This is a genomic window from Vannielia litorea (genome assembly GCF_900142295.1).
GTDB classification, from domain to species: domain Bacteria; phylum Pseudomonadota; class Alphaproteobacteria; order Rhodobacterales; family Rhodobacteraceae; genus Vannielia; species Vannielia litorea.
This window is the reverse complement of sequence record NZ_FSRL01000001.1, coordinates 1661756-1674485: the sequence shown is the minus strand read 5'-3', so window position 1 is coordinate 1674485 and position 12730 is coordinate 1661756. Positions and strand designations below refer to the sequence as shown.

At 68.2% G+C, this 12730-nt stretch carries 14 protein-coding genes; 4 read left to right on the top strand and 10 right to left on the bottom strand.

Annotated elements, in window-relative coordinates:
* Window positions 1-53 precede the first annotated feature (53 nt).
* The 7 genes from BUR94_RS08320 to pyrC all read right to left on the bottom strand — a co-directional run bounded on the left by BUR94_RS08320 (window position 54) and on the right by pyrC (window position 7151).
* Window positions 54-812: an ABC transporter ATP-binding protein gene (locus BUR94_RS08320; RefSeq protein WP_074255776.1), complete on the bottom strand. Its 759-nt coding sequence runs from the start codon at window positions 810-812 to the stop codon at window positions 54-56.
* The gene (locus tag BUR94_RS08315) at window positions 809-1582 is read right to left on the bottom strand and encodes an MlaE family ABC transporter permease (RefSeq protein WP_074257641.1); all 774 of its coding nucleotides are present in this window, start codon (window positions 1580-1582) and stop codon (window positions 809-811) included. Before BUR94_RS08315 ends, BUR94_RS08320 begins: the two co-directional genes overlap by 4 nt.
* Window positions 1583-1601: 19 nt before the next feature.
* Window positions 1602-2651, bottom strand: a complete 1050-nt coding sequence (alr, locus tag BUR94_RS08310; protein WP_074255774.1) for an alanine racemase — start codon at window positions 2649-2651, stop codon at window positions 1602-1604.
* An 88-nt stretch (window positions 2652-2739) separates the two neighbouring features.
* On the bottom strand, window positions 2740-3522 hold the full coding sequence (locus tag BUR94_RS08305; RefSeq protein WP_074257640.1) for a DUF1194 domain-containing protein: 783 nt from the start codon (window positions 3520-3522) through the stop codon (window positions 2740-2742).
* Between the two features lie 112 nt (window positions 3523-3634).
* Complete coding sequence (locus BUR94_RS08300) at window positions 3635-5125, bottom strand: replicative DNA helicase (protein WP_074255773.1); 1491 nt, start codon at window positions 5123-5125, stop codon at window positions 3635-3637.
* Between the two features lie 216 nt (window positions 5126-5341).
* A complete protein-coding gene (locus BUR94_RS08295) occupies window positions 5342-6019 on the bottom strand; it encodes an orotate phosphoribosyltransferase (RefSeq protein WP_074255771.1) in 678 nt (225 codons plus the stop codon).
* Window positions 6020-6101: 82 nt separating this feature from the next.
* Window positions 6102-7151, bottom strand: coding sequence for a dihydroorotase (gene pyrC, locus BUR94_RS08290; protein WP_074255769.1), 1050 nt, complete (start codon window positions 7149-7151; stop codon window positions 6102-6104).
* A 401-nt stretch (window positions 7152-7552) separates the two neighbouring features.
* Between pyrC and BUR94_RS08285 the strand changes: the two genes are divergently transcribed.
* Both BUR94_RS08285 and BUR94_RS08280 read left to right on the top strand, forming a co-directional pair.
* Complete coding sequence (locus BUR94_RS08285) at window positions 7553-8344, top strand: hypothetical protein (RefSeq protein WP_074255767.1); 792 nt, start codon at window positions 7553-7555, stop codon at window positions 8342-8344.
* Between the two features lie 78 nt (window positions 8345-8422).
* Complete coding sequence (locus BUR94_RS08280) at window positions 8423-8860, top strand: hypothetical protein (RefSeq protein ID WP_074255766.1); 438 nt, start codon at window positions 8423-8425, stop codon at window positions 8858-8860.
* Between the two features lie 168 nt (window positions 8861-9028).
* Here BUR94_RS08280 and BUR94_RS08275 read toward each other — a convergent pair whose 3' ends face one another.
* Window positions 9029-9229, bottom strand: coding sequence for a hypothetical protein (locus tag BUR94_RS08275; protein WP_074255764.1), 201 nt, complete (start codon window positions 9227-9229; stop codon window positions 9029-9031).
* Between the two features lie 102 nt (window positions 9230-9331).
* Between BUR94_RS08275 and BUR94_RS08270 the strand changes: the two genes are divergently transcribed.
* Both BUR94_RS08270 and BUR94_RS08265 read left to right on the top strand, forming a co-directional pair.
* Window positions 9332-9940 (top strand): hypothetical protein, encoded by a 609-nt coding sequence (locus tag BUR94_RS08270; RefSeq protein WP_139301245.1) that lies wholly within the window; start codon window positions 9332-9334, stop codon window positions 9938-9940.
* 158 nt (window positions 9941-10098) lie between these two features.
* The gene (locus BUR94_RS08265) at window positions 10099-10326 is read left to right on the top strand and encodes a DUF1127 domain-containing protein (RefSeq protein ID WP_074255761.1); all 228 of its coding nucleotides are present in this window, start codon (window positions 10099-10101) and stop codon (window positions 10324-10326) included.
* A gap of 99 nt (window positions 10327-10425) precedes the next feature.
* On the opposite strand, the gene BUR94_RS08260 is transcribed toward BUR94_RS08265, so the two are convergent.
* A complete protein-coding gene (locus BUR94_RS08260) occupies window positions 10426-11391 on the bottom strand; it encodes a hypothetical protein (protein WP_074255759.1) in 966 nt (321 codons plus the stop codon).
* A 96-nt stretch (window positions 11392-11487) separates the two neighbouring features.
* The gene (locus BUR94_RS08255) at window positions 11488-12675 is read right to left on the bottom strand and encodes an acyl-CoA dehydrogenase (protein WP_074255757.1); all 1188 of its coding nucleotides are present in this window, start codon (window positions 12673-12675) and stop codon (window positions 11488-11490) included.
* Between the last annotated feature and the right edge of the window lie 55 nt (window positions 12676-12730).

The following is a 12730-nucleotide window of genomic DNA, read 5'->3' as shown; positions in this document are numbered from 1 at the left end:
AGACAGTCGAAAGGGGTGGCCGAAACTGTTTCCGGATTGGAAACGGGCGCCGTTCAGCGCAGTGTCTCGATCGGGCCTTCTGCGCTGCCGGTGATGAACTGCGTCAGGTAAGGGTCTGATGCGGCGTCCATTTCTTCGACAGGGCCGGTCCAGCGGATCTTGCCGGCGTGGAGCATGGCGACATCGTCGGCAATGGCGCGGACCGAGGTCATGTCGTGGGTGATGGTCACGGCGGTGGCGCCCATCTCGGTGACGATCTCGCGGATCAGCTCGTTGATGACCCCGGCCATGATCGGATCGAGACCGGTGGTGGGCTCGTCGAAGAAGATGATCTCGGGCTCGGCGGCGATGGCGCGGGCAAGACCGACGCGCTTTTGCATGCCGCCCGAAAGCTCGGCGGGGAAGAGATCGGCGGTTTCGGCCCCGAGCCCGACACGGCGCAGCTTTTCGATGGCGATGTCACGGGCCTCGGCCCTTGGGCGCTTGAGCTGGCCGCGCAGGAGGCGGAAGGCGACGTTTTGCCAGACCGGGAGCGAATCGAACAGTGCGCCGCCCTGGAAGAGCATCCCGAAGCGGGCGAGAAAGGCCTCGCGCGCCCTGGCGGACTTCACCGCGGCCACGGGCGCGCCGTCGACGGTGATGCGGCCCTGATCGGGGGCGACGAGGCCGAGGATGCACTTCAGCGTCACCGACTTGCCGGTGCCCGAGCCGCCGATGATGACCATGGAGCGGCCCTTGCCGACGAGGAGATCGACCCCGCGCAGAACGTCCTTTGAACCGAAGGACTTATGGACATTCTGCAGCTCGATCATATGGAGAAGAACGCCTGCGTCAGAAGAAAGTTGGCCGCAAGGATCAGCACGGCGGCGGCGACCACGGAGGACTTGGTGGCGCGGCCCACGCCCTGCGCGCCGCGGCCCGAGTTCATGCCGTAGTAGCAGCCCATGAGGGCCGCGATAAAGCCGAAGACGGCGCCCTTGACGAGGCTCGAGACGATGTCGAGCGCCTCGAGGAAGTTCCAGGTGTTCTGCAGGTAGGCGGCGGCGTTGAAGCCCAGCCGCTCGGTGGCGACGATGAAGCCGCCCATGACGCCGATCACGTCGCCAACGGCCACCAGCGCGGGCACGGTCACGAGGGCGGCCAGCACGCGGGGGACGGTGAGGTATTTCATCGGGTGGGTGGAGAGGGTGACGAGTGCGTCGATCTGCTCGGTGACCTTCATGGTGGCGATCTCGGCGGCGACGGAGGAGGTGACGCGGGCAGCAATCATCAGGCCGACCAGCACGGGGCCAAGCTCGCGCACCATGCCGATGGCGACGATCTGCGGCACCACCGCCTCGGCATTGAAGCGCGAGCCGCCGGAGTAGATCTGCAGGGCCAGGGCACCGCCGGTGAAGATGGCGGTGAGCCCGACCACGGGCAGGGAGAAATATCCAACGTTCAGAACGGCGTGCCAGAGTTCCTTCAGGTAGAAGGGGGGGCGCAGGATGTGGCTGAGGGTGGACCACAGAAAGAGCGCCACGCGGCCGATGGCGGCCAGCGCCGCGAGGGTGTTGCGGCCCAGCAGTGCCAGGGGTGTCAGGAGGGCGGCCAAGGCGCGGTCAGCCCGCGCGACCGGAGTAGCGGCGGGTGTAGCGGGGGCCGAGCGCGGTGAGGATCTCGTAGCCGATGGTGCCGGCGACATCAGCCACGGCGTCGACCCCCTGCTCGGGGCAGAGCAGCGAGAGCGCGCGCGGCTCGCGGTCGAGGCCGGAGATATCGACGGTGATCGCATCCATCGACACCCGGCCGAGGATCGGACACTCGATGCCGTCGGCCCAGAGGCTGCCCTTGTTGGTCAGCGCCCGCAGGATGCCGTCGGCATAGCCGCCCAGCACGGTGGCGGTGGGCGTGTCGACCTCGGCCACCCAGGTGGCGTTGTAGCCCACGGCCTCGCCCTTCAGCACCACGCCGCATTGCACCACCGGCAGGTCGAGCTGCACCACGGGGCGCGCCTCGGTGAAGGGGCGCGCGCCGTAGAGGCCGATGCCGGGCCGGGTCAGCTCGAAGTGATACTCGGGCCCCAGCAGGATGCCGCCGGTGGCCGCGAGCGAGCGCGGGATGCCGCAGCCGGCGGTCAGCTCGCGGAAGAGGGTTACCTGGGCCTGGTTCTGCGGGCTCTCGGGTTCGTCGGCGGAGGCGAGATGGCTCATGATCAGCCGGGGCTTGCGAGGCACCACGATGTCGCGCACGGCGGCCCATTCGCCGGGCTCCATGCCGAGCCGGTTCATGCCGGTGTCGAGCTGGATCCCGAAGGGCGCATCGGGCAGGGCCTCGATGTGGCGGGTGAGCTGCTCGATCGAGTTGATCATGGGGATCAGGTCGAGATCGCCCAGCATGTCGGTGTCGCCGCGCATGTGGCCCGAGAAGACGTAGATCTCGGGGCCACGCCCCAGCGCGTTGCGGATGCTGGCACCTTCCTCGGCATGGGCCACGAAGAACCGGCGCGCCCCCGCGTGGGCGAGGGCCCGCGCCACCCGGGCTGCCCCGAGGCCGTAGCCATTGGCCTTGACCACCGCGCCGGTCTCGGTGCCGCCACCCGACATGGAGTCGAGCGCGGACCAGTTGGCCGCGATTGCATCAAGGTCGATCGTTAACTGCCCGGTGCCCATGGGGCCGGTTTGTGCGGGGGGCGGAAGGCGGCGTCAAGCGTGAAAGCGCGCTGCGGTGCGGAAGCGCGCCGGGGTTGCCGGTTCGGTCTCAGGGTTCGTCCCAGTAGCGGCGGCGTTGCTCCCACATCTTCTCGCCGATGAGGCAATCGAAGGGGGCCTGGGCGCGGATGATCTGCGCAGGCGGCGGCAGGCCCGCGATCTCGAGCACCAGCTTGCGGCGGACCGCCGCGGCGAACTCGCTCCATTCGAGGACGGGGATCACAAAGCTGCCCGGCCCGCCGATCACGCAGTCGCGGTAGTAGAGGTCGAGCCCGCCGATATCCCAGGTGCCCGAGAGGCCCTCGTTGGTCATCAGCGGCAGGCCGTTGATCACGATGCCCTTGCCCACTGCCGCATCGCGGGCGCGCTCCACCAGGCTGCCCTGGTTGTTGGGGCCGTCGCCCGAAACGTCGATCACCCGGCGCAGCCCGGTGTAGGCGTTGCCCTCGATCGAATCCATCCCGTATTCGATGGCGCCCGAGATCGAGGTGCGGCGCATCCCGCCGGCGAAGGTTTGCGAGAGGGCCTCGGTGAAGGCGCGGGCGTCCTCCGGCGTCTGGATCACCGTCCAGGGGACGATCTCGCGCTGGGTGTAGTTGCCGGCCCATTCCACATAGGTCACCGCGATGGCGCCCAGGAGGCCCGATTGCACGGCCGTCATCACCTCGTTCGAGAGGATCGCCTCGGCATAGCCGCGCCGCTGGATCTCGACCTCGTTTGGGGTCATCGAGCGGGAGACATCGACCATCAGGGCCAGTTCGACATCGACCTCGATCTGTTGGGCCTGGAGGGGCAGGGCGGTGAGGGCTAGGGCAAGCAGGGCGTGGCGCATGAGGGCAATCATGCGGGAGCGGGCGATTCCGCGAAAGGGGGTCGCGCGGTTGTGATCTCGGGGGCGCGGGCGGGCGGTCATCATCGGGGCAGGCCCGAGGATGACTGCGGGCCTAGAACTGATCGACCTGGCCGCCGCCCTGTTGCCAGGGCTGGACGAGGTTGCCGAAGCGGGTGAACTGGCTCTCGAAGCTCAGCTCCACGGTGCCGATGGGACCGTGGCGCTGCTTGCCGATGATCACCTCGGCCTTGCCGTGCAGCCGGGCCATGCGCTCCTGCCATTCGGCCATCTTGTCGAGCTGGTCGTCGGAGGGTTTCTCGCGCTCGGCATAATACTCCTCGCGGAACACGAACATCACCACGTCGGCGTCCTGCTCGATCGAGCCAGATTCCCGCAGGTCGGAGAGCTGGGGGCGCTTGTCTTCGCGGCTTTCGACCTGACGGGAGAGCTGGGAGAGCGCGATGACGGGAATGTTCAGCTCCTTGGCGATGGCCTTCAGCCCCATCGAGATCTCGGCGATCTCCTGCACCCGGTTCTCGGCGGTGCCGCGCAGCAGCTGCAGGTAGTCGACGATGATCACGTCGAGCCCCTGGGTGCGCTTGAGCCGCCGCGCCCGCGCCGCGACCTGGGAGATCGGCAGGGCGGGGGTGTCGTCGATGAAGAGCGGGCAGGCCTCGAGCGCCTTGGCGGCCTCGACGAAACGGCGGAACTCGGTTTCGTCCATGTCGCCCTGGCGGATCTTGTGGCTGCTGATCTCGGCGGCCTCGGAGAGGATCCGGGAGGCGAGCTGTTCGGCGCTCATCTCGAGCGAGAAGAAGCCCACCACGCCGCCATCGACCGCGCCTTCGGAGCCGTCGGGCAGCTGCCCGCGCTTGTAGGCCTTGGCGATGTTGAAGGCGATGTTGGTGGCCAGCGAGGTCTTGCCCATCGAGGGGCGGCCCGCGAGGATCAGCAGGTCGGAGGGGTGGAGGCCGCCCAGCTTGCGGTCCATGTCGGTCAGGCCGGTGGAGATGCCGGCGAGCCCGCCCTCGCGCTGGTAGGCCGCGTTGGCGACGTTGACGGCGTCGGTCACGGCCTTGAGAAAGCTCTGGAAACCGCTCTCGGTGCGGCCCTGCTCGGAGAGCTTGTAGAGCGCCTGCTCGGCCTCGACGATCTGGTCCTTGGGCTCGGAGGCCACGTTGACGTCGGAGGCCTTGGCGGCGATGTCACGGCCCAGCCCCATCAGTTCGCGGCGGATCGCGAGGTCATAGACGATCTGGGCGTAGTCGCGGGCGGCAAAGCTGGCCACGGCGACGCCTGCGAGCTTGGCGAGATAGGCCGCGCCGCCCACCTCCTTCAGCCCCGGCTCGTCTTCGAGGTAGCTCTTGAGCGACACCGGCGTGGCCGCGAGGTTCTTGGCGATCCGGGCTGCGGCCACCTCGAAGATGCGGGCATGAAGCGGGTCGTAGAAATGCTCGGAGCCAACCACCATGGCGACGCGGTCGAACACGTCGTTGTTGGTGAGGATGGCTCCGAGCAGCTGCTGCTCGGCCTCGATGTTGTGCGGCGCAGCCTGTTGCGCCTCCGCCGGTCCTTCCGGTCGGAAGGCGGTGATCTCGTTCATTCTGCTCGGTCCCCCTGTGAAGGCAGGTGATACTCCGATTCCGCGCGCAGAGGGTATCTGGAAATCTCTGTGGATAACCCAGGCTAAACCCTGTGGGGTGGTGCGGACTCCGGTCTTGGCTTACCACATCTTGCGGATTTCTGCGAGCACGCCCTCTAGATGCGGGATGCGTCCAAGGCGGCGACTCGGCAGTTTCTCAGGTTTTATCCCCTGAAATTAATTCCCGAACCTTTCCCGCCACTTGGCCGGATCGTTCAGGAAGGTCTCCACCCCGTCGAGGGTTTCGGCGTCGAAACTGCCGCGCTCGCGGGCGACGGCCAGCACGTCCCACCAGGTGCAGAGGTGATGGAGCGTCACCCCGTGGTCGCCGAGGGTTTTCTCGGTTTCGGGGAAGATGCCGTAGTAGAAGACGACCGCCGTGTGGGCGCAGGTGGCGCCGGTGTCGCGGATGGCATCGACGAAGGAGATCTTGGAGCCGCCGTCGGTGGTGAGATCCTCGACCAGCAGCACCCGGTCGCCTTCGGCCATCACGCCCTCGATGCGGGCGTTGCGGCCGTAGCCCTTGGGCTTCTTGCGGACGTAGGTCATGGGCAGGGCCATGCGCTCGGCCACGAAGGCGGCAAAGGGAATGCCCGCCGTCTCGCCGCCGGCGATGTTGTCGAAGGCCTCGAAGCCCGCGTCGCGCATGACCTTCACCACGAGGAAATCCATCAGCGTGGAGCGGATGCGCGGAAAGCTGATGAGCTTGCGGCAGTCGATGTAGGTCGGGCCCTTGAGGCCGGAGGAATAGGTGAAGGGCTCGCGCTGGTTGAAGTGGACCGCCTCGATCTCGAGCAGCATCCCGGCGGCGATGCGGGCGATGGTGGCGTCATCTGGGTGCGAGGTGGGGATCATGGCGCGGCTCCTGTCAGTTTCCTGCTCTAAATATCCATTCGCTGCCGTCTGCAACCTCCCGGGCGCCTGCGCGGGAGGGAGGTCAGAGCTCGTCGAGCACGTGCCAGTGCAGCGGACGACCCGGATCGAAGACCACAACCGGCCCGTTCTCGGTTTCGATCTGCGGCGCGAAGGTGAGAGGCTCTTGCTCGCGGCTGAGGGTGATCGTGGCCTCGTTGGCGGGCAGGCGGTAGAAGGCGGGGCCGTTCAGCGAGGTGAACCCCTCGAGCTTGTCGAGCGCGCCGGCGTCTTCGAAGACGGTGGCAAGGCAGCTCATGGTGACGGGCGCGGAGAACACGCCCGCGCAGCCGCAGGGGCTTTGCTTGTCGCGGGCCAGGTGCGGGGCGCTGTCGGTGCCGAGGAAACAGCGGCTGAACCCCGAGGTGGCCAGCTCCGCCAGGGCGGCGCGGTGCCTTTCGCGTTTGACCACGGGCAGGCAGTAGTAATGCGGACGGATGCCGCCCACCAGCATGTGGTTGCGGTTGATCATCAGGTGGTGGGTGGTGATCGTGGCGCCGAGGTCGTCGCCGCCGTCCCGCAGGTAGTCTACCGCGTCGGCGGTGGTGATGTGCTCCATCACCACGCGCAGGCCGGGCGTGGCGCGGCGGAGCGGGTCGAGCACGGTTTCGATGAAGGTGGCCTCGCGGTCGAAGATATCGACCTCGTGGGTGGTGACCTCGCCGTGGACGCAGAGCGGCATGCCGATTTCGGCCATCTTCTCGAGCACGCCGCGCACCTTGTCGAAGTCGCGCACGCCGGAGGCGGAGTTGGTGGTGGCGCCGGCGGGGTAGAGCTTGACCGCCTTCACCAGCCCGGTGGCATGGGCTGCGGCCACATTCTCGGGATCGGTGTTTTCGGTCAGGTAGAGCGTCATCAGCGGCTCGAAGAGCCCCACGCCCGGCGCGGCGGCAAGGATCCGCTCGCGGTAGGCCATGGCGTCGTCGAGGGTCACGACAGGCGGCACCAGATTGGGCATGATGATGGCGCGGGAGAAGTGGGCGACGGTCTGGGGCAGCACGGCGCGGAGCATCGCCCCGTCGCGCAGGTGCAGGTGCCAGTCGTCGGGGCGGCGGATGGTGAGGCGTTGGGTCATGAGCCGAGGGATAGCGCGCGCGGCAGTCGGGCGCCAGTGGGCGCAGGGCTCGCGCAGGGCCGGCTTGAGGGGCGCGGCGCGAATGTGCCGTGTTTTCCGTGGCATGCCGGCCATCTGCCCGTCCTGGCTTGCTGCAATGCGGCATATCCGCAGTGCCGAAGCATTAGGCATCGGTCCATTTTTCCAATGGAAAAAGGGTTAAACCGGCGTGCTGCGACCAGATGAGCCCTTTTCGCGGGTGCAGCAATCGCGTAGGTTGCGGTTGAGGGCTCCCTACCTGGCAGGTGGGGGCCGGGGCCTGTCAAGCGGCGCGAGTCGGGGCAGGCGCGGACTTGAATGACGATTGGATGGTTCCCGGGTGGAGGTTGATCCCGGGGCGCAATGCAGGAAGAGGATACCCGATGAGGCATGCACTCACAGCGATCGACATGTGGCGCAATGGCGTGGTGCTCTGGAGCTCCATGATCGAAACCCAGGTCGACCTGGCCCGCAAGAGCTTTGGCATGATGGAGTTCTGGCCCGGTACCGGGGACAGGCTGCTGGCGCCGCGCAAGCCCGCGAAGCGCACCCCCGCCAAGCCCGCTGCGAAGGCCACGGCCGAAGTGGTGCCGCTGACCGCGGAGCCCGTGGCCGAGACGCCGGTGGCCAAGCCTGCCGCCAAGAAGGCCGTTGCCAAGAAGGCCGTTGCCAAGACGCCGGCCGCGAAGAAGCCTGCCGTGAAGACCTCGGTTGCCAAGACGGCGGCGCCCAAGGCTGCGCCCTCCAAGCCCGTGTCGGCGAAGGAGGCGGCGCCCAAGCCGGCCGCGCCCAAACCCGCCGCCAAGCCCGCGCCGAAGCGCAAGGTGGCGGCGAAGAAGCCCGCCGCCAAGCCGGTGGCCGCCGTGACGCCCGACGCGCCCAAGGCCACCCCCGAGGTGACCGCCGCAACGCCCGCGCCCGAGGTGAAGGCGGAAGCGCCGAAGCCGGTGGCTGACGTGAAGCCCGAGGCCGCACGGCCTGAGCTGAAGGCCGATGCGCCCGAACCCAAGGCCGAAGCGCCGAGCGCGGCGTCCGACGTGAAGGACGAGGCTCCGAAGACCGAAGCCCAGGCCGACGCCCCCGAGACCACTCAGGACGCCAAGGCCGATGGGGCCGCCCGCCGGCCGGGTGGCAAAGGCAAGATCACCCTTGCGCCCGAATTCGAGCCGCGGTGACTGCCTCGGGGATTGTCCTGAACCACAGAACTGGCCGGAGGTCCGATTGTCGGGCCTCCCTTTACCTGGAGCGCGTCTTTGCATCGGTTTATCTCTCCTGACACTGGCCTGAATTGGCCGCACCTCGCGCAAGTCCGGCCCGAGCGGCTGGCGCTGGAGGTCTGGTCGACCGGGCTTCAGGCGGCCTGGCTGGCGGCGGAGAGCCATTCGGTGATCTCGCACAGGTTGCTCGGCTTCTCGGGCCTGGCGCCGCGCGGGCAGGACGAGGTCCAGCGGATGTTCCTGGAAAAGAGCACGGCCTTCTCGGCGGCGGCGATTGCCGGCGCGATGCTGGCGCTCAGCGGGCGGCGGCCCGACGAGATCTGGCGGGCGATGATGCACCCGCTGCGCCACACCACCGGGCGCAACCTGCGGCGGCTGGAGCGTATCCGGAAGGAGCACGGCGGCAAGCGGCGGGCAGCACGGGCACGGCTTTCTGCCGGTCTGGCGCGCCAGGCGAACCCGGCTACCGCCTGACCCTGCGCCTGGCCGCTTGCCGGGCCGCTTGCCTGCTCGGGGCCGAGGGCGGGTGCGGCTGTGTATCCCCCGCGCTTGAGCACGACCTGGCTGGCGGGCTCGCGCTTCGCCAGGCTCTACAGGGATGGAACGACGCGGGCTGGAGACGCCCGCTTGACCGGCAAGGCGTCAGCCAAGCGACTGGCGGCGGCGCAGCGAGTTCAGGCGGTCTTCCTCGGCGCGGCGCATGGCTTCTTCACCCTCTGCATCCTCGAACCAGGCGTCGGGCGGGAGCATCGAAAGCCTGGGCAGCGGCAGGAGGACCACGGTCGGGCCGTCGCGCGGGTCGGGGCCATTGCGGTGATCGTCTGAGTCTTGGTCTATCGGCATGCGGCATCCTAGCACGAAACTCTTGCGAATGGGTTGCGCCTTGGCCATTTGGGCGCGGCAAAGTAGGGTTTTTGTAACAGTCGTGCCGGGAGCGCTGACACCATGAGGCTTTTGTTCAGTTTTCTGCTGGTTTCGGCCAGCCTCGCGCGGGCGGCAACGGCAGAATGTCCGGCGCCGGGCGACCTCGCGGATGGAATCGCCCTGCGCGACGATGCGGGCGGGGTCACGGTGTTTCGCGCCGGTTCGGTGCCGGGCGAGGTGACCGAAACGACCCTGTTCGACGACAACACCGGGTTCTTCATCCGTTCGGCGGGCGGCCTGCTGGTGGCGGAGAGCCACGACATCGAGAATGGCGAGGCGGTCGCGGCCTCGGTGGTGCTGACCGAGTTCGACGCGCCCGACACGGCCTTTCCGGTGGCCGAGGGGCGGCGGCGAGAGCTGACCGGCACCGAGCGCGACGCCGAAGGCGTGGTCACGGCGGTCTCCGTGGTGATCGAGACCAGCCTGATGCGTCGCGTGCTCTATGGCGACTGCGCGGTGCAGGCGATCCCGGTACGGGTGACCTACGGCTACGAGGCCCGTCCGGCTGAGGTGGAATACCTCGATTACCTGCCCGAGTTCGGCATCTCGCTCTTCCTGGGCGCCGGCGAGGCCGGGGCGGCGCCGGACATCTACCGCATCCTGGAGCTGTTCAAGGCGCCGCCGGAATAGCGCGCTTGCACCTCCGGCGAGATTGCCGCGTTTCTCTGCGTTGCAGCGAATGCAACCCCGGCATGCGGGATTGTATGTGGTGGATCAACCACTTGGGTGCCTATGTTGGAAGCAAGGGAGGAAACCGAAGAGACAAAGCAGTTCCAGGAGGTTTCCAGATGGCAACGCAAGCAACCGACATTCAATTCACCCGCCCCGGCCTGATGGCCCGCATCGGCGCGGCCTTCGACCGTGTGCTGACCGTCCTCGTGGCGGCGGCCGAGGCGAACCCGCGGATGAAGGCGGTCAACCGCCTGAGCGCGATGAGCGACGAAGAGCTCGCCGCCCGTGGCCTGAAGCGCGAAGACATCGTGCGCCACGTGTTCCGCGACATCTACTACGTGTGAGCGCGACGGGCGGGCAGAGGGCCCGCCTGACGGCCTGAGAGACCGCGCCGCAAGGGCGGGACGACGTTCCGGGAGGGACGGACGCAAAGGGGCTGCCGTTTATTCGGCGGCCTCTTTCTGCTTGGGAGTGCCGGGCGCGGGCAGGGTGCGGCCCTCCTCGGCGAGTGCCGCAGTTGCGGCCTGGTAGGTCTTGCGGAAGCGCGGCCAGTCGAAGCGGGCCAGCGCGGCGCGGGCCGCCAGGGCGGTGAGCCAGGGGCGCTCGGCGGCGTCGAGGCTACCGAGAAGGCGCCTGAGCCAGGGGCCGTGGCGGTGCCGCTCGCGGTAGAGGCGGGCAAAGCCCTCGGGCGTCAGCTTGCCGCGCAGGGCAGCGCGAAGCATCGGCTCCAGCACGCCCATGTCCTCGAGCTCCTGGTCTATCCGGTGCCCGATCCAGCGGGTGGGCAGGTGGTGGATGGTCTCGCCCCTGAACAGCGAGGCGTGCATCGCGTCTTTCGTTGCCGCCGGGTTGTGCAGGATGAAGGCGGCTTCGGCGGCCTCCAGCATGTCGGGCGCGTAGCCGTAGCGGGCGCTGAAATCGGTCCGGCGCATCTCGGGGTAGCGGTCGTCCCAGGCGGCGCGGGCGGGGTCGAGCGTTGCCAGCGGGGCAAGGAGGACGGCGGTGGAGAAGGGCGCGCAGACAGAGTAGGCCGCCGCCGCGTAGCCACAGGGGCCGCAGCCGTAGAACACGACGCGCTCGAACTGGTCGAAGAAGCCCTCGTCGACCAGACCGTCGAAATAGCCGTAGACCTCTGCCGCGCGAAAGAAGCCATTGGTCTCCGAGTAGAGGCAGAGCTGGGAGCAGCCTTCGCGCCCGGCGATCTGGAGGCCGTAGGGCAGGGCGCCCTGGCCGGTGTCGCGGATCGTTTCGGCCATCTCGAAGGTGACCAGCAGGGTCTCGCCATCCTCGGTGAAGAGCGCGCCATGGTCGTCGCCCAGGCGGACATGTGCCCCTTGCTCGGCGCCATGGGCGTCGAGGGTCACGCGCCAGCGGGCGCGGCGGGTGGCGTCATCGGTCGTCTGGGTCATGGCAGCCCCGGCGCACCCCACGTGCGCTTCCTGGTTAACCATAAAACCAACGCCGGGCGGAATCCATCGCCCGCACGCGCTGTTGACAATTGAGCGCTAGAAGAAGGCCTGGAGTCCGGTTTGTGCACGCCCGAGGATCAATGCGTGGATGTCGTGGGTGCCCTCGTAGGTGTTGACCGTCTCGAGATTGGCGGCGTGGCGCATGACCTGGAACTCCTCGGAGATGCCGTTGCCGCCGTGCATGTCACGCGCGATGCGGGCGATCTCGAGCGCCTTGCCGCAGTTGTTGCGCTTCATCAGCGAGATCAACTCGGGCGGGCAGCCGGGGCCGTCGAAGAGCTGGGCGGCGCGGAGCGCGCCTTGCAGGCCGAGCGCGATCTCGGTCTGCATGTTGGCGAGCTTGAGCTGGAAGAGCTGGGTGCCGGCCAGCGGCTTGCCGAACTGCTTGCGGTCGAGCCCGTATTGCCGCGCCGCGTGCCAGCAGAACTCGGCCGCGCCCATGGCGCCCCAGGCGATACCGAAGCGGGCGCGGTTGAGGCAGCCGAAGGGGCCGGAGAGGCCCTCGGCGTTGGGCAGCAGCGCCTCCTCGCCGACCTCGACGCCATCCATGACGATCTCGCCGGTCACCGAGGCGCGCAGGCTGAGCTTGCCGCCGATCTTGGGGGCGGAGAGGCCCTTCATGCCCTTTTCGAGCACGAAGCCGCGGATCTTGCCGCCGTGGGCCTCGGACTTGGCCCAGACCACGAAGACATCGGCGATGGGGGAATTGGAGATCCACATCTTGGAGCCGTTCAAGATGTAGCCGTTGGCGGTCTTGGTGGCGCGGGTCTTCATGCCGCCGGGGTCGGAGCCGGCGTCGGGCTCGGTGAGGCCGAAGCAGCCGATCAGCTCGCCGGAGCAGAGGCCCGGCAGATACTTGCGGCGCTGCTCCTCGGAGCCATAGGCGTTGATCGGGTGGATCACCAGCGAGCTCTGGACCGACATCATCGAGCGGTAGCCCGAATCGACCCGCTCGACCTCGCGGGCGATCAGCCCGTAGGAGGTGTAGGAGGCACCAAGGCCGCCGTATTCCTCGGGGATGGTGACGCCCAGCAACCCGGCCTCGCCCATGAGCGGAAAGAGCTCGGGCGCGACGGTGGCCTCGCGGTAGGCCTCGACGATGCGCGGCGCAAGCTCGGCCTGTGCAAACTCGGCGGCGGCGCGGGAGAGCATCCGTTCGTCCTCGCCCAGCTGGTCGTCGAGGCGGAAGGGGTCTTCCCATGTGAAGGTGGCTTTGTCGGACATGGCATTCTCCTCCCGGTGTTTTGCCGGGCAAGGTAACGCATTGGGCGGCGAGGGG

Bases quoted from the DNA above. Each gene is read 5' to 3' on its own strand.
- BUR94_RS08320 (WP_074255776.1), bottom strand. From the start codon at position 812: ATGATCGAGCTGCAGAATGTCCATAAGTCCTTCGGTTCAAAGGACGTT.
- alr (WP_074255774.1), bottom strand. From the start codon at position 2,651: ATGGGCACCGGGCAGTTAACGATCGACCTTGATGCAATCGCGGCCAAC.
- BUR94_RS08305 (WP_074257640.1), bottom strand. From the start codon at position 3,522: ATGCGCCACGCCCTGCTTGCCCTAGCCCTCACCGCCCTGCCCCTCCAG.
- BUR94_RS08300 (WP_074255773.1), bottom strand. From the start codon at position 5,125: ATGAACGAGATCACCGCCTTCCGACCGGAAGGACCGGCGGAGGCGCAA.
- BUR94_RS08295 (WP_074255771.1), bottom strand. From the start codon at position 6,019: ATGATCCCCACCTCGCACCCAGATGACGCCACCATCGCCCGCATCGCC.
- pyrC (WP_074255769.1), bottom strand. From the start codon at position 7,151: ATGACCCAACGCCTCACCATCCGCCGCCCCGACGACTGGCACCTGCAC.
- BUR94_RS08285 (WP_074255767.1), top strand. From the start codon at position 7,553: ATGAGGCATGCACTCACAGCGATCGACATGTGGCGCAATGGCGTGGTG.
- BUR94_RS08275 (WP_074255764.1), bottom strand. From the start codon at position 9,229: ATGCCGATAGACCAAGACTCAGACGATCACCGCAATGGCCCCGACCCG.
- BUR94_RS08270 (WP_139301245.1), top strand. From the start codon at position 9,332: ATGAGGCTTTTGTTCAGTTTTCTGCTGGTTTCGGCCAGCCTCGCGCGG.
- BUR94_RS08265 (WP_074255761.1), top strand. From the start codon at position 10,099: ATGGCAACGCAAGCAACCGACATTCAATTCACCCGCCCCGGCCTGATG.
- BUR94_RS08260 (WP_074255759.1), bottom strand. From the start codon at position 11,391: ATGACCCAGACGACCGATGACGCCACCCGCCGCGCCCGCTGGCGCGTG.
- BUR94_RS08255 (WP_074255757.1), bottom strand. From the start codon at position 12,675: ATGTCCGACAAAGCCACCTTCACATGGGAAGACCCCTTCCGCCTCGAC.